General features: G+C 40.1%; 17 protein-coding genes. 11 read left to right on the top strand and 6 right to left on the bottom strand.

Annotated elements, in window-relative coordinates:
• The first annotated feature begins 42 nt into the window (after window positions 1–42).
• The 7 genes from JKG61_RS03900 to JKG61_RS03870 all read left to right on the top strand — a co-directional run bounded on the left by JKG61_RS03900 (window position 43) and on the right by JKG61_RS03870 (window position 7,587).
• Window positions 43–396 (top strand): HesB/IscA family protein, encoded by a 354-nt coding sequence (locus JKG61_RS03900; RefSeq protein WP_202101685.1) that lies wholly within the window; start codon window positions 43–45, stop codon window positions 394–396.
• Window positions 397–611: 215 nt separating this feature from the next.
• A complete protein-coding gene (gene ileS / locus JKG61_RS03895) occupies window positions 612–4,025 on the top strand; it encodes an isoleucine--tRNA ligase (protein WP_202101684.1) in 3,414 nt (1,137 codons plus the stop codon).
• A 3-nt stretch (window positions 4,026–4,028) separates the two neighbouring features.
• Complete coding sequence (locus tag JKG61_RS03890) at window positions 4,029–4,415, top strand: TraR/DksA family transcriptional regulator (protein WP_202101683.1); 387 nt, start codon at window positions 4,029–4,031, stop codon at window positions 4,413–4,415.
• A 61-nt stretch (window positions 4,416–4,476) separates the two neighbouring features.
• Complete coding sequence (locus JKG61_RS03885) at window positions 4,477–5,127, top strand: lipoprotein signal peptidase (RefSeq protein ID WP_202101682.1); 651 nt, start codon at window positions 4,477–4,479, stop codon at window positions 5,125–5,127.
• A 76-nt stretch (window positions 5,128–5,203) separates the two neighbouring features.
• On the top strand, window positions 5,204–6,145 hold the full coding sequence (locus JKG61_RS03880; protein WP_202101681.1) for a M20/M25/M40 family metallo-hydrolase: 942 nt from the start codon (window positions 5,204–5,206) through the stop codon (window positions 6,143–6,145).
• 5 nt (window positions 6,146–6,150) lie between these two features.
• Entirely contained in the window at window positions 6,151–7,062 is a 912-nt protein-coding gene (locus JKG61_RS03875; protein WP_237249368.1) for an SDR family oxidoreductase, read from the top strand.
• On the top strand, window positions 7,063–7,587 hold the full coding sequence (locus JKG61_RS03870; protein WP_202101679.1) for an acyl-CoA thioesterase: 525 nt from the start codon (window positions 7,063–7,065) through the stop codon (window positions 7,585–7,587).
• A gap of 45 nt (window positions 7,588–7,632) precedes the next feature.
• Here JKG61_RS03870 and JKG61_RS03865 read toward each other — a convergent pair whose 3' ends face one another.
• From JKG61_RS03865 to JKG61_RS03850, 4 genes are read right to left on the bottom strand one after another with little or no spacing between them, the layout of a single operon-like run.
• Complete coding sequence (locus JKG61_RS03865; protein ID WP_202101678.1) at window positions 7,633–8,040, bottom strand: EVE domain-containing protein; 408 nt, start codon at window positions 8,038–8,040, stop codon at window positions 7,633–7,635.
• 1 nt (window position 8,041) lies between these two features.
• The gene (gene gldC / locus JKG61_RS03860) at window positions 8,042–8,392 is read right to left on the bottom strand and encodes a gliding motility protein GldC (protein WP_202101677.1); all 351 of its coding nucleotides are present in this window, start codon (window positions 8,390–8,392) and stop codon (window positions 8,042–8,044) included.
• Window positions 8,392–8,631: a hypothetical protein gene (locus JKG61_RS03855; RefSeq protein ID WP_202101676.1), complete on the bottom strand. Its 240-nt coding sequence runs from the start codon at window positions 8,629–8,631 to the stop codon at window positions 8,392–8,394. Before JKG61_RS03855 ends, gldC begins: the two co-directional genes overlap by 1 nt.
• Before the next feature lie 3 nt (window positions 8,632–8,634).
• Window positions 8,635–9,984: a DEAD/DEAH box helicase gene (locus JKG61_RS03850; protein WP_202101675.1), complete on the bottom strand. Its 1,350-nt coding sequence runs from the start codon at window positions 9,982–9,984 to the stop codon at window positions 8,635–8,637.
• A gap of 113 nt (window positions 9,985–10,097) precedes the next feature.
• On the opposite strand from JKG61_RS03850, the gene JKG61_RS03845 reads away from it, so the two are divergent.
• Together JKG61_RS03845 and JKG61_RS03840 are read left to right on the top strand one after the other, a co-directional pair.
• The gene (locus JKG61_RS03845) at window positions 10,098–12,236 is read left to right on the top strand and encodes a S46 family peptidase (RefSeq protein WP_202101674.1); all 2,139 of its coding nucleotides are present in this window, start codon (window positions 10,098–10,100) and stop codon (window positions 12,234–12,236) included.
• Window positions 12,237–12,356: 120 nt separating this feature from the next.
• Window positions 12,357–12,539, top strand: coding sequence for a hypothetical protein (locus JKG61_RS03840; protein ID WP_021068808.1), 183 nt, complete (start codon window positions 12,357–12,359; stop codon window positions 12,537–12,539).
• Between the two features lie 82 nt (window positions 12,540–12,621).
• Here the strand turns inward: JKG61_RS03840 and JKG61_RS03835 are convergent, their stop codons facing one another.
• Complete coding sequence (locus tag JKG61_RS03835; RefSeq protein ID WP_202101673.1) at window positions 12,622–13,407, bottom strand: GLPGLI family protein; 786 nt, start codon at window positions 13,405–13,407, stop codon at window positions 12,622–12,624.
• Window positions 13,408–13,415: 8 nt separating this feature from the next.
• Window positions 13,416–16,121 carry an outer membrane beta-barrel protein gene (locus JKG61_RS03830; RefSeq protein WP_202101672.1) on the bottom strand — a complete coding sequence of 902 codons (2,706 nt, stop codon included), beginning with the start codon at window positions 16,119–16,121 and terminating at the stop codon, window positions 13,416–13,418.
• Between the two features lie 185 nt (window positions 16,122–16,306).
• Between JKG61_RS03830 and JKG61_RS03825 the strand changes: the two genes are divergently transcribed.
• Both JKG61_RS03825 and JKG61_RS03820 read left to right on the top strand, forming a co-directional pair.
• Window positions 16,307–17,677 carry a dipeptidase gene (locus JKG61_RS03825; protein ID WP_021068805.1) on the top strand — a complete coding sequence of 457 codons (1,371 nt, stop codon included), beginning with the start codon at window positions 16,307–16,309 and terminating at the stop codon, window positions 17,675–17,677.
• A gap of 51 nt (window positions 17,678–17,728) precedes the next feature.
• On the top strand, window positions 17,729–18,616 hold the full coding sequence (locus JKG61_RS03820) for a LysR family transcriptional regulator (protein WP_202101671.1): 888 nt from the start codon (window positions 17,729–17,731) through the stop codon (window positions 18,614–18,616).
• Window positions 18,617–18,637: the final 21 nt, after the last annotated feature.

Genomic DNA, 18,637 nt, shown 5'->3' with positions numbered 1-18,637 from the left:
TGTATTTTTGTTCAACTATCAATAATAGGGAAAGGTAAGAAAATGAGTATCGAACATACAACTAACACAGCCCCCGTAAAAATGACAGACGGAGCTGTTACAGAATTGAGAAAACTGATAAGCCAACAAGAAATAAGCAGTGACTATGGCCTACGCATAGGTGTAGAAGGAGGTGGCTGTTCTGGCATGAACTATATCCTTGGTTTTGATCAGAAAAAAGAGGGTGACTCGGAATACGAAGTCGAGGGGATCCGTGTTTTCATGAATAAAGCACATGGGATGTACCTTGCAGGCATGGAAATAGATTTCAGAAATGGTCTAGATGCCAGAGGCTTTACATTCAACAATCCGAATGCCACCAGCACCTGCGGTTGCGGCTCTAGTTTCTCCGCTTAGATCAAACTAGCTGCCCTATATAACCTATTAATCAGCATAGTATGTAGGGCGGCTTTTCGTTTTTCAACTCGCCCTAGACTCCCCTCTTCTCTTTTTAATACCTTCCTCTGCCTCTTTAGAATACAGAGATCCTCAATATTATCTATCTGTGACTTTTACCTTTCCTTAATATTCGTTAAATTAGCGACCTTTAAAATTTGATTTATAAATACGTAATGTACAAGGAATATAAGCAGTTAAATTTACCCGAAATCGGCAAAGAAGTATTAAAACGTTGGGAAACAGAAAATATATTTGAAAAAAGTATTTCCAATCGTCCAGCGAGCAAGCCCTACACTTTTTATGAAGGTCCTCCTTCTGCAAATGGAACCCCTGGTATCCACCATGTGATGGCGCGTGCTATTAAAGATATTTTTTGCCGTTATAAGACTCTAAAAGGGTTTCAGGTAAAACGTAAAGGGGGCTGGGATACCCACGGTCTTCCGATCGAATTGGCTGTGGAAAAATCCTTAGGCATTACAAAAGAAGATATCGGCGTCAAGATCTCTGTAGAAGAGTACAATGATGCCTGCCGTAAAGAGGTAATGAAATATACGGACCTCTGGAACGGCCTTACCGAAAAAATGGGATATTGGGTAGATCTGGACAATCCTTATATCACCTATGAAAATGAGTATATAGAAACCTTGTGGTTTTTATTGAAAGATCTATACAAAAAAGGTCTTCTTTATAAAGGCTACACCATACAACCTTACTCCCCTGCAGCCGGCACAGGGCTGAGTTCGCATGAACTCAATCAACCCGGCACTTACAAGGACGTAAAAGATACAACTATTGTTGCGGAGTTCCGTTTGGACAAGAAACAACTCCACCCGATGGTCAATAGCCTAGTGGAAACCCCAGATGAAGATGTTGTTTTTATCGCTTGGACAACGACTCCATGGACCCTTCCTAGTAATACGGCGCTCGTGGTAGGCAAAAACATTGACTATGTCAAAATAAAGACATTCAATCAATACACAGGCGAGCCGGTCTCGGTCATACTAGCCAAAAATCTAATCAGCAAACATTTCAAAGCTGAGGGAGAAAATGCATCATTCCAAGAATATAAAACCGGAGATAAGATTGTTCCGTGGGAAAGAGCGGCTGAATTTAAAGGCGAAGAGTTAGTAGGTCTTCGTTACCACCAACTATTACCATATATCACATCCGAGGAGTTATTAGAAAAAGCATTCCGCGTTATACCTGGCGACTTCGTCACTACAGAGGATGGTACGGGTATCGTACACGCGGCTCCAACCTACGGAGCGGATGACTTTAGAGTAGCAAAAGAGAATGGAGTACCAGCCATCTTGATTAAAGACGAAAATGGCAAGGACGTTCCGACTGTGGACCGCACCGGCCGTTTTGTAAAAGAGATTACTGATTTTGCAGGTCGATTTGTAAAAGAAGAGTACTATACAGCTGAAGAGCGTGCAGACAAAGACTTTCGACCGACAGATGTTCTGATTGCTATCAAATTGAAGGAAGAGAACAAAGCCTTCGACGTAAAGAAATACGAACACACCTATCCACATTGTTGGCGTACAGACAAACCTGTATTATACTACCCATTGGATAGCTGGTTTATCAAAACCACTGCTGTAAAAGAACAATTGGTGGCCTTGAATAAAACCATCAACTGGAAACCAGAAGCAACAGGTACAGGACGATTTGGAAACTGGTTAGAAAACCTTGTTGACTGGAATCTATCCCGCTCTAGATATTGGGGCACTCCCCTGCCTATCTGGCGTTCGGACGATGAAAATGAAGAGATATGTATCGGTTCCATGTCAGAGCTAAAATCATATTTAGAAGCATCTCTTGCTTCCGATATTCTTACAACAGAAGAAAAAGCAGTAAACAAAGCCTATCTTGATAAATTTGGAACCGAAAAACTAGATTTGCACCGTCCGTATGTAGATCATGTCGTCTTAGTATCCGAAGCAGGCCAAAAACTGTTCCGGGAACCTGACCTTATCGACGTATGGTTTGACTCCGGTGCCATGCCTTATGCACAGTGGGGATTAGATTATGACAAACTTGCAAAAGGTGAAGCACTTCCATTTAAAAACGAATATAACAATGCCTTTCCCGCAGACTTTATCGCTGAAGGTGTAGATCAGACTCGTGGATGGTTTTTCACACTCCATGCGATCTCAACCATGGTTACAGGTTCTGTTGCGTTCAAGAATGTCGTTTCTAATGGTCTTGTCCTAGACAAAAATGGCAATAAAATGTCCAAACGCTTGGGTAATGGTGTCGACCCTTTCGCTACAATAGAAAAATACAGTGCTGATGCCACTCGCTGGTATATGATCAGTAATGCAGCACCTTGGGACAATTTAAAATTCAACGAAGAGAGCCTGGATGAGGTACGCCGTAAATTCTTCGGCACGCTATATAATACGTATGCCTTCTTCGCCCTTTATGCTAATATCGACAACTTTAGCTATGCGGAATCAGAAATAGAATTGGCCAATAGACCTGAAATTGACAGATGGATACTTTCGTTACTAAACAGCCTTAGCCAAGAAGTAGACGGTTATTATGCGGATTACGAACCGACAAAAGCTGCACGAGCGATTCAAAACTTTGTGGATGAACATCTGAGCAACTGGTACGTACGTCTGTGCCGTCGCCGGTTTTGGAAAGGTGATTATACGGAAGATAAAATTTCTGCTTACCAGACATTATACACTTGCCTGGATACGATTGCAAAATTAATGTCTCCGATATCGCCGTTCTTTGCTGACCAGCTCTATCTTGATCTTAATGCAGCTACGGGCAAAGAGTCATTCGAATCTGTCCATTTGGCTGACTTCCCTGTTTATCACGCTGATTTGGTAGATAAAGCACTCGAAGAGCGTATGGCTTTAGCGCAGGACATCTCTTCGCTTACACTATCACTTCGTAAAAAGACGAGCATCAACGTACGTCAACCATTAAGCAAGATATTGATACCGGTATTGGATACATCTTTCCAGACTAAGGTAGAGAAGGTAAAAGACTTGATCCTTTCTGAAACAAACATTAAGAATATTGAGTTTATAACAGATACGGCAGGCATCATCAAGAAAAAGATAAAACCTAACTTCAAAGCTCTGGGCGCAAAAGTAGGAAAAGACATGAAGACCGTTAGCGCTGCAATACTGGCTTTCTCTATGGAACAGATCGCAACACTGGAACGAGTAGGAACTATAGTATTGGAGGGAACTTCATATAGTATCGGCTTGGAAGATGTGGAGATCATTGCAGAAGATGTCGCTGGTTGGCAGGTAGCCAACCTAGGCAATCTCACGGTAGCTTTGGATATACAGATAAGCCCAGAACTGAAACAAGAAGGTGTTGCAAGAGAACTTATCAACCGTATACAGAACTTACGGAAAGAAAAAGGTTTTGAGGTAACCGACAGAATACGAGTTCAGTTGACACAAAATAATGAGATTGAAGAAGCCGTCAAGAATAATTTATCGTATATTTGCACGGAAATATTAGCTGATTCATTGAATTTTGAAAAACAACTGACAGAAAGTGACAGTATCGAAATCAATGATATTAAACTTGAGGTATTAATTGAAAAAAACTAGAGTATGGGAGAAAACACAGAAAAAACTCGCTATAGTGATGCTGAATTATTAGAATTCAAAGCCATTATAATGGAGAAGTTAAGAATAGCCAGGGAGGAGCTCCTAGCCTTAACAAAGACTTTGAGTGGAGGGAACGCTAATGGAACAGACGATACAGCTGGTACCTACAAAACACTAGAAGACGGTTCAGCGACATTGGAGAAAGAACAAACCAATCAATTGGCTGCCCGCCAAAAGAAGTTTATTGACAATTTAGAAGCTGCTTTGGTTCGCATCGAGAACAAGACGTATGGAATCTGCAGAGAAACGGGAAAATTGATCCAAAAAGAACGCCTTAAGGCTGTTCCGCATACGACATTGAGTATCGAAGCGAAAAACAAACAATACTAAAAAAAGTGACGAATAGCCTTTGCATAATTTTAACTTGTAAAGGCTATTTCATGAATTGACTATGAAAGGCTACACTAGACCTATTACATTAATTTTTATTGTTCTATTAATAGATCAACTTTCCAAATTTTGGATCAAATTGAATATGACGATCGGGCAAGACTTCAAAGTACTCGGTGATAAGTTCCTTATTCATTTTATCGAAAATCCTGGTATGGCTTACGGAATGGAATTTGGAGGAGAATATGGAAAACTCTTCTTAAGTGTATTTCGGATCATTGCAGTCTCAGGAATTGGCTATGGTCTTCATTACATGGTCAAAAACAAATATAATCGAGGTTTCATTTTGAACGTAGCATTAATCTTTGCTGGAGCCTTAGGCAATATTATAGATTCTGCATTCTACGGTCTGATCTTCAGTGAGAGTACATTTTACGAAAAAGCTGTTCTCTTTCCTGAAAGTGGAGGCTATGCCTCTTTCCTACATGGAAAAGTTGTTGATATGCTTTATTTTCCATTGATCGAAGGGAATTTTCCCGACTGGTTCCCAATATGGGGAGGAGAACATTTCTTGTTTTTCCGACCCGTGTTTAACATTGCGGACTCTGCGATTTCTGTAGGTGTCTTCTTAATTCTAATCTTTCAAAAGCGTTACTTTAAAGAAGAGCATAAAGAAAAAGATAGTATCCATAGCGAAGTCCTCGAAGACTAAAAAAGAGAAGAGCGGAATATTTCCGCTCTTCTCTTTTTATACTATTTTTGTAATTAACAATATCCTATCCATACGTATGAAGTTAGTCAAGTTCTTATTACTATTTATCTTTAGTATTTCCACAGTCTTTTGTAAAGCACAAGATATCAACCTGGACTACTTAAAAAAACACCTGTACTACCTCTCATCCGACCGAATGAAAGGACGGGCGACCGGAAGCAAAGAATTAAAGAAAGCAGCGGCTTATATTGAAAAAGAATTCAAAAAACACAAACTATCTCCAAAAGGGACCAAAGGATACCGCCAGGCATTTCAAGCCAAGATACGCCGTGTGGTTGTTTCCGACAGTATTCGCTATGCGGAGAATATTATTGGTTTTCTAGACAATGGAGCTCCCTATACTATAGTCATAGGTGCACACTACGATCATCTCGGCTTAGGAGATTTCGGAGGTTCTAAAGATCCAGATAACATAGGCAAAATACATAACGGAGCTGATGATAATGCATCAGGTGTCGCAGGCTTATTGGAGTTGGCTCGATATTATTCCAGCAATCAAGTTCAAGAGGATTTCAATATACTTTTTATAGCATTTAGTGCGGAAGAACTCGGTCTACTAGGCTCAAAATATTGGACAGAAAACCCAACTCTTCCACTAACAGATATTCATTGGATGTTGAATATGGATATGATCGGGCGCTACAATCCTAACAATGGACTCGCCGTTATAGGGTACGGCACCAGTCCACAGTTTCCTGCAATCTTTGAAGGCATACAAAGCGACATCAAATTCAACCTAAGTAAAGACGGGAATGGTGGTTCCGATCAGACCTCTTTTTATAAAAAGGACATTCCAGTCCTATTTTTTCACACCGGAGGTCATGAAGATTATCACAAAACCGGTGATGATGCTGAAAAAATTGACTATCCCGCTCTAAAGAGTATTCTCCAATTGGAAGTCAACGTCATTGACCGCTCTATGAAACAGAAAAAAATGGATTTCACCTGGACAAACTAATGAAGATGCGTATATTATTGACAGGTTCTAACGGCTTTGTAGCTCAAAAGTTCTGCGAGCAATGGTATGACAAGGAAATAGATGGAGCACTATTAGGAATATCAAAATCCACTAATAGGAACAGCTATCTCGCTACATCTTCTTTTGTACAGTGCGATTTAGCAGAACCAGTGCAGCTGGCAAAGCTGCTTGCTGAATTTAAGCCTACACATATCCTACATACTGCCGCACTAAGTAGCGTAGAGTCCTGCGGCAGTAATCCAGACTTAGCACAACGAATCAATGTTGATTTAACAAAATTTCTGGGAGAATATGCCGTAGAAAACAACATCCATCTAACCTTTCTATCAACAGATTTTGTATTTGACGGAAAAAATGGTCCCTACAGGGAAGATGATGCCACGGCACCTGTTAATGCCTACGGACAGAGTAAGATCAATGCTGAACAGCAACTTACAGCTCTAAATGGAAATATTGCAATATTGCGCACTATATTGGTCTATGGTTGTATCCCGGACACCGGTCGAAGCAATCTTATATTATGGGCGAAAAAACAATTAGAACAAAATCACCCCATACGCGTTGTCAATGACCAATGGCGTATGCCTACTTGGGTAGATGATTTAGCACAGGCTTGCCTATTATCTATGCAGACAAGAGCACAAGGAATATTCCATATATCAGGCTCCGAGATGTACAGCATTGAGGAGATCGTACACAAGGTCGCCGCTTATTGGGAACTTGACACGACCTTAATCAGTTCAATATCTGCTCAAGAGATCGGGCAAGCGATGAACCGTCCTGCCAAAACAGGGTTTATTCTTGACAAAGCCAAGACGGTTTTAGGCTTCACCCCTACTCCTTTTGTCGTATCTTTGCAAAGGATAAATGAACAGTTAAAACATTACGATCAATAGATGCAAGCAAAAATAGCAAAGGATTCCTACACGGAAATGAATGAATTAGTACTCCCCAATGACACCAATACCTTTGGAAACCTGATGGGAGGACGATTATTGTATTGGATGGATATCTGTTCGGCAATGGCTGCACAGAAACATTCAAACAGCCCTGTTGTAACTGTATCTGTAGATAATGTTTCTTTTACAAGACCCATTAAACTTGGTGAAGTTGTTACGATACAGGCCAAAGTTTCACGTGCCTTCAGCTCTTCGATGGAAGTGCGGATGGAGATTTTTGCCCACAACCTACCCCAAGGGACCAAGGTAAAAACGAACGAAGCCTACTATACCTTTGTTGCTATTGATGAAAACACAAAACCTCGACGGGTTGCAGAATTACTTCCCGAGACAGAAGAAGAGATGCTACTTTTTGAAGAGGCCTTACAGCGTCGCGAATTACGATTGATCTTAGCAGGTAAGATGGAAATGAAAGACGCAAAGAGTTTAAAAAAGCTCATAAACCATGCAAAGAATCATTAATAAAGCTTATAACAAAAAGGTTCCGCTTCTAGCGGAACCTTTTTGTTACCTATTACCCAATTCGAGTATCCGGTCAAATTCTTCCTGCTTCAAGGGCATAACCGACAAACGGCCTTGTCGTACCAAAGCAATATCCTGTAAAAACTCATCGGCTTTTACCATCTCCAATGTTACTGGCTTTTTTAATGTCTCGACAGGAGCTAGATCAACGACAACCCATTTCGGATCTTCTGTTGTTGGATCTTGATAGAATTCCTTGACGACCTTAGCAACCCCAACTACTTCTTTACCTTCATTGCTGTGATAAAACAGGACTAAATCCCCCATTTTCATCGCCTTCATATTATTCCGAGCCTGATAATTGCGCACACCATCCCAAAAGGTTTGGCCATCCTTATTAAACTGCTCCCAGCTATATTTAAAAGGTTCGGATTTCACTAAAAAATAATTCATACTATCCCTCCTCTTCCAGAACTTCCATTTTATCACCAAAGTGTGCACAATAATCACGGAGATCACCAATTACTTTTTCAGCCATTGGATCACCTCCCGATGCTCTCAAAAAAGAATCCCCCATCGTCTGCAAGGTCTCATAGAAGAAACGCTTCATTTCGTCATAAGGCATATCTTTAGTCCATAGATCAATACGTAAGGAATTCTTATATTGTGCATCCCATAGGGCTAAAAACATAGCCTTAGCTGGCAGCGCGTCCGATGTTTCTCCGTCTGTAGAGGACCAATGAATTACTTCTGGAACATTATTTTCGTCCAACTCGACGTTTAATTTTATTTCTGCTTTTTTCATTACTGTATTTTCAATATAACCATCAGTATACCTACAAGTAGTATAAAACCGATCTGTAGGATCCAAATTCTTTTTAAGTCTTTAAAAAATAAACGAAAACCAAGATCAATCAAAGCTAAGAAGATTGTCAGTGCAAGCAACCATGCCCAAGACATAATCTGCTCCTGCTCACTTCCCCACTCGGATATCACCCATACCAAGACGCATGCCAAAGCAATATTTAATGGTGTCAGTTTCACAGATTAGCTGTTTTTAAACTTCTTTCCTTTTTTCTTTGCCCCTGTCGGCTTGCCAGACGTCTTTTTGGACTTATATCCAGACTTTGCTGCAGCTTTCTGTTGAATAACGAACTTTTTCTCATGAAAAGCACCTTTAAAATCAGGATTATCCTTCTTCTTTTGGTTATCAATTTCACGGGCAATAGCCTGTCGTTCATCATAAGGCGTCTTTTCCACAAATACACCTTCAGGAACTTCGGTCACAGGTATAGATTGGCGAATCAACTTTTCAATTTTAGCCAGATAGTACTCCTCAGCAGGATTTGCAAAAGTGATTGCGTCCCCCTTACTAAAAGCCCGCCCTGTACGTCCTATACGATGCACATAATCTTCGATCACTATAGGAACATCAAAATTGACAACATGACTCACATTAGAAACGTCCAAGCCCCTCGCTGCAACATCTGTAGCCACCAAAAAACGGATATCACCAGACTTAAATGCATTAATAGAGTTGATACGTGTATTCTGCCCCTTATTCGCATGGATCACGCGAACATTATCTTCGCCATATTTTCGTTCTAGAAAACCAAAAACATTATCAGCGACCTCTTTGGTCTTGCAAAATACAATCACACGGTGAAAAGCTTCATCATCCATAAACAGATGTTGAAGTAAGTTAATCTTCGTCTTGAGATTAGGAACATGATACAACGTCTGCGTTACCGTCTTAGCCGGTGTTGCCTGCTCCGTAACTTCGATTACTGTGGGGAATGCCAAAAAATCACCTGCTATCTTACGGACCAACTCGCTCATTGTTGCCGAGAAAAGTAAGTTCTGACGTTTCCTTGGAACAACCTCCAAGATGCGGTGAATCTTGCTAATGAACCCCATATCCATCATCTTATCCGCCTCATCCATAACGAGAAACTTCAAAGATTTCGTATTAATATATCCCTCTAGGTAGAGATCTAAAAATCGCCCCGGAGTCGCCACGATGATATCACAGCCTTTTTCTAATTGTTCCTTTTGCGTCTTGGGTCCCAATCCTCCATACAGCAGAACAGTACGTAAGTCCAAATAGCTGGAAAAAATACGTATATGCTCCTCAATCTGTATTGCTAATTCTCGGGTTGGGCTCAATATTAATGCCCGGGCATCCATCCCTTGCGCATATTTTAGTTTCATCAGCATAGGAAGTACAAAGGCGGCTGTTTTCCCGGTTCCAGTCTGTGCAATCCCCATCACATCTTGCCCTGCAAGAATAGGTGTGATTGCCTTCTGCTGAATCTCAGTAGGCTTGTTATAACCTGCTTCCGCAATTGCGTCTAATATCTGCTTATTAAGTTTAAAATCTTCGAACGATGCCTGCATCTTACAAAGATAGGGAAAATAGATTGGAGTATTAATATTTACATATTCGCGGATTTACAGATTTGCAGATATGCATATTTTAAAGCAATTTTGTTGTAGAAAAAATGATTAGAATGAAGAAAATAGTATCGTTAATGGTGCTGTGTGTCGTCAGTTTGACAACCATGGCAGATGAGGGAATGTGGTTCCTCATGCATTTGAAGCGCCTAAATGAGGCCGATATGCAAAAAAAAGGTCTTAAATTGACCGCAGAAGAAATTTATAGCATCAACAACTCCAGTTTAAAAGATGCTATTGTACAGTTTGCCGGAGGCTGTACTGCTGAGATCGTATCTGGTTCGGGGCTCGTCATGACCAACCACCACTGTGGCTATGGTGCGATAGCAGAGCTGTCTTCACCAGAGCACGACTACCTTACCAATGGTTTTTGGGCTAAAAATCACAGTGAAGAATTGAAACCAAAATCTCTTTCAGTGCGCTTTTTCGTACGTATGGATGACGTTTCTAAACGCATACTCAGTTTAGTAAACGATAAGATGCCTGAAAAAGAAAGAGAAAAAATCATTAACCAGGAGATTGCTAAGATTGAGAAAGAAAACAGTGAAAATGGCAAGTACATTGTTTCCGTCAAATCATTTTACAACGGTAATGAATACTACTACTTCGTATATCAAGACTATGAAGACGTACGTCTGGTAGGAACGCCGCCAAATAGTATTGGCAAGTTTGGTGGAGATACCGACAACTGGGAATGGCCACGTCACACGGGTGACTTTTCTATTTTCAGAGTGTATGCAGACAAAGATGGAAATCCTGCACCATACTCCACAACAAATGTCCCGTTAAAACCTAAATACTACTTACCTATCAGCATAAAAGGCATCAAAGAAGGTGACTTTTCCATGATTTTGGGTTACCCAGGACGCACCAACCGCTGGATGCCGGCTGCAGGAATCGATCAAAATGTTAAGTACGCTTATCCTGCTTGGGTAGAAGCATCTAAGACAGGTATGGACGCCATGAAAAGATACATGGAGAAAGATCAGGCTGTCAACATCAATTATGCGTCACAATATTCGGGTGTTGCCAACTATTGGAAAAACCGTCAAGGTATGATCGATGCTCTATCGCAGCACCAAACAGCCAATGCAAAGCGTAAATTAGAAAACAATTTCGAAAAATGGGCCAATAAAAAAGAGAACAAACACAAGTATGGTGATGTGATCAAAACTATCAACGATTACTATACTGCGACCAATGCAAAGGCACGTCATGACAACTACCTTATTGGCATGCTACGCTCCTCTACTTTTGCAGCTCTACCTTTTAGTCTAGGGGGTGCCTTACAACAGTATGCAGAAGCCAATGAAGCGGCACGTCAGCAGATGCGTGTAAGATTTGAATCCGCCATTCAAGAGAACTATGAAAAAGCCTACATTCCACTAGAGATAGATGTATTGGCAGACGAATTAAATCTTTACAGTGCAAAAGCCGGACAGATTGCTCCTTACATCGCTGAATTAGCCAAACAGAATAACGGAAACTTTAACGACGTTGTTAAATCCGCGTTTGAAAACAGTATTTTTGGATCAGCATCAAAACTAGAAGCTTATCTGGCAAATCCAGTAGCGACACAAGTAAAAGAAGATCCTTTATTTAAGATCTCGGAAGCATTGATGACCAAGTATCGTGAGCGCACAGTGGAACAAAGTCAACAAGAAGACAATTTCCAAGCTGCATTCCGTAAATACATTGCAGGTTTCTTAGAAATGAATCCAAAAGGCAAATATTATCCAGATGCAAACAGCACATTACGCCTGACTTATGGAAGCATAAGAGGATTACCAGCAGACCCTAGAAACGATGCAAAAGTGAATAATTACACTACGTTAAAAGGTACTATCGCGAAGTATAAACCAAACGATGAAGAATTTGATTTACCAAAGAGACTCATCGAATTGTATAAACAAAAAGACTATGGTCGTTATGCAGACAAAGAGGGATACATGCCCGTCAACTTCTTAAGCGATCAAGATATTACAGGAGGAAACTCAGGCTCTCCAGTATTAAATGCTAAAGGCGAATTAATTGGCTTGGCTTTTGATGGTAATATTGAAGCTATGGCCGGCGATGTGATCTTTGACCCTAAACTGCAACGGACTATTTCTGTCGATATCAGATATGTCTTGTTTGTCATTGATAAATTCGCCGGTGCAAAAAATATCATAGACGAACTCACAATTGTAGAATAATCGCTATCAAATTGTTTTTTTCGACAAAAAAATAGGATTTAATTACTTTTGTATTTGTTGTTTTTGTATATTTATTACATCTTAGTGCAAATATTTAGAAACTAAATTATATTAATTAAAATGGAAAACTACACTAAATTAAAAGAACTAGTTGCTTCAATCGAAGCTGATGCTGAAAAATTCTTCAACAATGGTAACTCTGCAGCAGGTACTCGCGTACGTAAAGGATTGCAAGATATCAAAACTTTAGCTCAAGACATCCGTAACGAAGTTACTGCAAAGAAAAACGACGGAAAAAAATAATCTATACTAGATTATACAATAAAAAATCCCGTTCTGAATTGCTCAGAACGGGATTTTTTATTTTTGAGAACGTGTCCCCTAGCTACATCAGTGCCAACTTGATGACATAATCTATCGTCGCTTTATTTAAAAAACTACCGAAAGTTTCCGTCATCATTTTGGCGATATCAGTCCTATTCATCCGTTTTGTCTTCGCATTATTAAATAGCTTTTTATCTAACACTACATTGTCCATAAGCTCTACTTTCGTTGCAAAGTAAGAAACATGTTGGCTAGGTACGACCAGACCCAAGATCAGCCCAGGTAGACCATTAATAGATTCCGGCCCCCCGTCCGTCAAAAGCTCGTTACTATAATAACCAATTACATACGTCGAGTCTGGCGTGATGCCATTGGCTCGTCGACAATTGTAACCTGCAATCTCTCTATACTCATCGGTTACCTTCCATTCAATCGTCTTGACAGTGTCCTGTATAATTATCTTTTGTCCGATAATATCGTTGTATCGTTTATAGTCTTTTGTCTTCAAATCAGACAACGTAGTCGCGTCAAAGTCTAAAGCCAACATCATAATAAATTGCTTGATTTCCGCATCCAGATCCTGTTTAATAGGTTCGAACAAAGTTTCATCCCCATTAAATTTCAAGGTCTTTTTCAAAACTAGATTCTCAGGAGCATTGGGTATCATCGACTCAAACTGAGCTCTAGAACGATCATCCGATTTATCGAGGTACTGCTTACGCATGATGTTCTTAATGTACATGGTTTTATCATAAGTCACCACCCCTGATTTCCCAAACATGGCAAACTGTGCTGTCGCTGTACGCCCCAGTACAAAAAAGACCAACAGCATTATTATATTCTTCATAATCATCATTATTTCACAAACATTTTATTAAAATCCCAAGATAACTTCAACATGTAGTACCGTCTTATCGTATCAAATCGCCTTTGTGTGAACACAGAGTTTGATTGGGTTCTAGAATATCCTAAGTTCTGATTGAATACGTCGTTGACTGTAAAATCCAACATAAGCGATTCATTCTTAAAGAATTTCTTACTGACTCCTGGATGCACCAAAAATCTTTCTAACTTCTGGTCAAACGCATCCGTAGGTGCCTCGTAGGAATAGTCATAATTAGTGTATATTTTGAATGAGCTTGACAAGAAATACTCAATACCACCGGATACACCAAACACAAAACCACTGTTATCCCGTTCAGGACTCAAATTGGATGTCATCTGCCTATACTGAGGACTTATTTTCGTCGTAAAATTCAAGCCTGTCTTTGTCTCCCTTTTTATCTCATAGCTCAGCGTATAGTTCTGCGATTTCACTAGATTCGCTTCACTATTAAAGAAGTTATTATTTCTATTGACTCCCAAAACCAAGCTAACAGAATTCTCCAACATCAGTGCTTTGTTCAATCTAAAGTGATAACCACCATACATCGACGCTGAAAAATCCTGCTTACCATTCATATTATCCCAACGGTAATAATTGACCCCATTATTGGTCGTGATATTCTGTGTGATTGGATCTTTAGTCAATGTAACAGTTCCACCAAAATACCTGAATTGGTTTGACAATAGATTAAAACTATGATAAAATCCTTCAAATGTATTCGTAAAAGCCGGATTCAAATCCTCGTTACCATTGTAGATGTTCAATTGATCCGAGTTATTCATAATCGGCTGTATCTGATTTAGAGATGGCAGTTGGTTTTGTCCTGAATACGACAATCGCAACGCTTTAGCCACAGAGAACTTATAGGTCGTTGTCAATCTAGGGTTATAGGTAAAGAAATTCCTATTCAGCGACCTATTGTCATAATTATTGATTTGTTTCAATCGGTCATCATTAAACGTATTAGTAACGTTGGCTTCCCACTTCTCTCCCTGGTAAGCCACAGAGACATCGTAATTATTACTCAACCTATTAAAGTCATAACTACTACTATACTTCGGATCCAACACATCATATTTCCCACTAGTCCCCTTATTAAGAGACTCCAATAGCGAAGCATTCTTCACGCTGACGATACCATAAGCCACCGATAAATTCAATTCTGCTGTAAGAGGCTCTGTATAGGTAACCCTCCCCTCTACTTTATTGAAATCCTGTTTCGTGTTTTTGAATTGGTCTGTAGTCGGCAGTTGCCCTCCTGGATCCTTACTCAATTCAGAAAACAAAGTCCCCGTCCCAACAGTTTCACTCTTACTACCTGTTGCATTCAAAGAGAACACCCGTCCTTTTTTCAAGAACTTCTTCGTATATAATACATCGAAGTCATAACTGTTGACTTTATTGTCTATATCTTCTTCACTGTAGTTGTTCGTAACAGTGTCCGCATAGTTTTTAGAATTCGTGATTGTATTACTCCACAACTTCTTCCGGCTAGCCGATCCCGTGATTAAAATCTCGTTCAGTGAATCGATCTTTGTTTCCAACCGTAAGTTGACACGATGTTGATCATTATCCGTATCAACTTTCTTCGTAGTCTCACTATTGATAATACCGGACATTATCGTATTTTCCTCTCCATCCGCGGCAATCTTTCCATACTTATAGTTTAGATTCAGACGGTATCTATCGCCCTTCCATCTATCCGTAAAGTTCGCTCCTGTATTTATCACACGTGGTATCCCGGTCACTCCTTCTCCAGAAAATGGATCATTCACTTTCATAACTCCGCCTTCAAAAGAAGCGTCGACCTCTACCCCGAACTTCTGTGCATCTTCCCAATTCATCGTGGTAGTCCCATTATTTCCCAGCAAACCATACACCGATATTTTTTGAGGGCCTTTGAATTTATTGAACATCAGCTGCCCCATATAGTACTTATCCGTACCTCCACCAGCTAAAGTCTTTCCAAAGAAGCCATTCTTAGCACCATCTTTCAGTTTTACATTGATAGTCTGCTCACGCACCCCGTCATCTACACCTGTGCGCTCTGTCCGGTCAGATTTTTTCTCGTAGACCTGCACTTTGTCCACCATATCCGAACGGAGATTGCGGGTCACCAGTGTCGGATCATTACCAAAAAACTCCTCTCCATCCACTAGAACCTTTTTGACTGTCTTACCTTGCGCTGTAATCTTGCCCGAAGCGTCAACTGTAATACCAGGCAGTGCCTTAAAAAGGTCTTCTACTTTCGCATTTGCCTCCATCTTAAATTGGGATGCATCGTATTCTGTCGTATCCCCTTTGATCGTTATAGCGGTTCTTCGCTTTACTACAACCTCTTCAATCAGGTGAGCAACACTTGTCAACCCCAACTCACCAAGGTTCGAACTAGTCGTTCCACCCGTTACCGTCTCATAGAAATCAGCATACTTTGGATAGGAAACAATAACCAGGTACGAACCACTTTCGGGTCTTTTCAACTGAAACTTACCCCCAACATCCGCCCGTCCATAGTCGACCAATGTGGAATCTTGCGTTTTCAGCAACATAATAGTTGCATTCTGCAGGCTTTTCTTATCTGTCGCATCGACGACCTTACCTGTAACTACATTTTGGGAATATCCTTTAAAATACAACCCGGACATGAACATAAAACAAAGAAGTATACCTCTCATAAAAGGATCTAATAAAACTAAGTATCAACTATTTTTCAGTATTAGTTGTACAAAAATGGTAAATGTTACACTTTCTTCACTAAAAAGACAGAAAAGTCACCTTTTTATTACCGTTTAAAGAGCCTTCCAAAAAAGCAGGAATACCGTTTCAAAATACTTACCTTTGTAGTAAATCATTTTTTGACATGCAAAACATCAAAGATTATGTAGAAGCTAATAAAGAACGCTTCTTAAACGAACTATTTGAATTATTGCGCTTTCCTTCCGTCAGTGCTGATCCTCAGTACAAAGAAGGCGTATTAAATACGGCTGAATTCGTAGCAAAAAAACTTCAGGATGCAGGCGCTGATAAGGTAGAAATATGCCCTACAGCTGGGTATCCGATTGTATATGGAGAGAAAATATTCGATCCTTCATTACCGACCGTATTAGTATATGGTCACTATGACGTACAACCTGCTGATCCTTTAGAGCTTTGGGATACTCCTCCATTCGAACCTACAGTCCGTGATGGAAAAATCTATGCCCGTGGTGCTGCAGATGACAAAGGTCAGTTCTACATGCACGTAAAGGCATTTGAATACATGATGGAAAACAATCAATTAGCTTGTAACATCAAGTTTATGATTGAAGGTGAAGAAGAAGTAGGTTCTGAGAACCTAGGTATCTTCGTTGCAGCTAACAAAGAACGTTTAAAAGCAGACGTTATTGTTATATCCGACACCTCTATGATTAGCCTAGAAAACCCATCGATAGAGACAGGCTTACGTGGTCTTTCTTACGTTGAGGTCGAAGTAACTGGACCAAACCGTGACTTACACTCAGGAGTATACGGTGGAGCAGTAGCTAACCCAGCTACTATTTTATCCAAAATGATTGCTTCTCTACACGATGAGAACAACCATATCACTATTCCTGGTTTTTACGATGATGTCTTAGAATTGACAGCAGAAGAACGTAAAGCATTGAACGAAGCCCCATTTGACGTTGAAGAATATAAAACAGATCTAGGTGTGAGCGAATTGTGGGGAGAGAATGGCTATACGGCGATCGAGCATACTGGTATCCGTCCTACACTTGAAGTAAACGGTATCTGGGGTGGTTACATTGGCGAAGGTGCAAAAACAGTATTACCTTCTAAAGCTTATGCTAAAATCTCTATGCGTTTGGTTCCTAATCAAAACTCAGATAGAGTTACTAAGCTTTTCAAAGACCACTTTGAAGCTATCGCTCCAAAATCTGTAAAAGTTGAGGTAAAACCACACCACGGTGGCGAACCTGTAGTAACTCCAACAGATAGTATCGCTTATAAAGCTGCTGAAAAAGCGTTGGAAGTAACATTCAACAAAAAACCTATTCCTACACGCGGCGGTGGTTCTATTCCAATCGTTGCTCTTTTCGAAAAAGAATTAGGTATCAAGACAGTATTGTTAGGATTCGGATTAGACAGTGACAACTTACACTCTCCAAACGAGAAATACGGTATCGAAAACTACTTAAAAGGTATCGAAACAATTCCTTTGTTTCACAAATATTACGCTGAATTAAGTAAGTAATTCGGTATAAAAAAATAAAAGGGTTATTTTTAACGAAATAACCCTTTTTCTATGGATTTTGATTTTCGACTTAAGGTTTTCCACACTGCAGCTCAGCAACTCAATTTTACAAAGACCGCTGCTGTCCTTTACATCTCACAACCCGCAGTCAGTAAGAATATCTTAGAGTTAGAAAAGAAAATGGGCGTTTCTCTTTTTGAACGCAAAGGCAATAACCTCATACTGACCCAGGCAGGAGAAATCCTATTCCGCTACGCGGGACAGATTATACAGCTCTACAATAAAGCCGACCAAGAAATTTTTGATCTCCAATCCGATATGAAAGGACATCTGACCTTAGGTGCCAGTACGACCATTTCACAATATATCATTCCGTCATTACTGGCTAAGTTTTTAAACGAGCATCCCAATAGCCATATTGAGGTCTCCCAATATAATAGCCGGGCGATCGAAGAGCTCTTGATCGAAAAGAAAATCGACCTGGGTGTTACCGAAGGCGCAACAGACAATCGAGCTCTTAAATATATTCCCTTTATGAAAGATGAGATTGTACTCGTTACCAACAGCCAGAATACGTTCTTAAAACAACTCAAAAAACCAGATGTATTAGATCTCTACAAGATGCCATTGGTCGTACGCGAGCTCGGATCAGGCACACGCTCCATCATCGAAAATAAAGTGCGATGCTTAGGTATTGATTTTTCGAAGTTAAATATCGAAATGGTCTTAGCCTCAACCGAAAGTATCAAACGCTATATCCAAGAGCGAGATTGCTTTGCCTTCCTCTCGATTCATTCGATACAAAAAGAAATATTAGAAAACAAGCTCACTATTCTTGACCTGCCCGACTTGCATATCGAACGATATTTTTATTTCACCCATGTCTATGGCGGACTGACCGGCATTCCAAATCAATTTTTACAGTTCTGTATCAGGTAATTAACTTTTACAAATAACTTT

The organism is Sphingobacterium faecale, assembly GCF_016746095.1.
GTDB lineage: Bacteria > Bacteroidota > Bacteroidia > Sphingobacteriales > Sphingobacteriaceae > Sphingobacterium > Sphingobacterium faecale.
The sequence above is the reverse complement of the archived record's forward strand: the minus strand, read 5'-3'. Positions and strand labels throughout refer to the sequence as shown.

Excerpts from the sequence above, each read along its gene's own strand:
- JKG61_RS03825 (WP_021068805.1), top strand. The coding sequence starts at position 16,307 with ATGCAAAACATCAAAGATTATGTAGAAGCTAATAAAGAACGCTTCTTA.
- JKG61_RS03845 (WP_202101674.1), top strand. The coding sequence starts at position 10,098 with ATGAAGAAAATAGTATCGTTAATGGTGCTGTGTGTCGTCAGTTTGACA.
- JKG61_RS03870 (WP_202101679.1), top strand. The coding sequence starts at position 7,063 with ATGCAAGCAAAAATAGCAAAGGATTCCTACACGGAAATGAATGAATTA.
- ileS (WP_202101684.1), top strand. The coding sequence starts at position 612 with ATGTACAAGGAATATAAGCAGTTAAATTTACCCGAAATCGGCAAAGAA.
- JKG61_RS03890 (WP_202101683.1), top strand. The coding sequence starts at position 4,029 with ATGGGAGAAAACACAGAAAAAACTCGCTATAGTGATGCTGAATTATTA.
- JKG61_RS03835 (WP_202101673.1), bottom strand. The coding sequence starts at position 13,407 with ATGAAGAATATAATAATGCTGTTGGTCTTTTTTGTACTGGGGCGTACA.
- JKG61_RS03840 (WP_021068808.1), top strand. The coding sequence starts at position 12,357 with ATGGAAAACTACACTAAATTAAAAGAACTAGTTGCTTCAATCGAAGCT.
- JKG61_RS03900 (WP_202101685.1), top strand. The coding sequence starts at position 43 with ATGAGTATCGAACATACAACTAACACAGCCCCCGTAAAAATGACAGAC.
- JKG61_RS03885 (WP_202101682.1), top strand. The coding sequence starts at position 4,477 with ATGAAAGGCTACACTAGACCTATTACATTAATTTTTATTGTTCTATTA.
- JKG61_RS03820 (WP_202101671.1), top strand. The coding sequence starts at position 17,729 with ATGGATTTTGATTTTCGACTTAAGGTTTTCCACACTGCAGCTCAGCAA.
- JKG61_RS03830 (WP_202101672.1), bottom strand. The coding sequence starts at position 16,121 with ATGAGAGGTATACTTCTTTGTTTTATGTTCATGTCCGGGTTGTATTTT.
- JKG61_RS03875 (WP_237249368.1), top strand. The coding sequence starts at position 6,151 with ATGCGTATATTATTGACAGGTTCTAACGGCTTTGTAGCTCAAAAGTTC.
- JKG61_RS03880 (WP_202101681.1), top strand. The coding sequence starts at position 5,204 with ATGAAGTTAGTCAAGTTCTTATTACTATTTATCTTTAGTATTTCCACA.
- JKG61_RS03865 (WP_202101678.1), bottom strand. The coding sequence starts at position 8,040 with ATGAATTATTTTTTAGTGAAATCCGAACCTTTTAAATATAGCTGGGAG.
- gldC (WP_202101677.1), bottom strand. The coding sequence starts at position 8,392 with ATGAAAAAAGCAGAAATAAAATTAAACGTCGAGTTGGACGAAAATAAT.
- JKG61_RS03850 (WP_202101675.1), bottom strand. The coding sequence starts at position 9,984 with ATGCAGGCATCGTTCGAAGATTTTAAACTTAATAAGCAGATATTAGAC.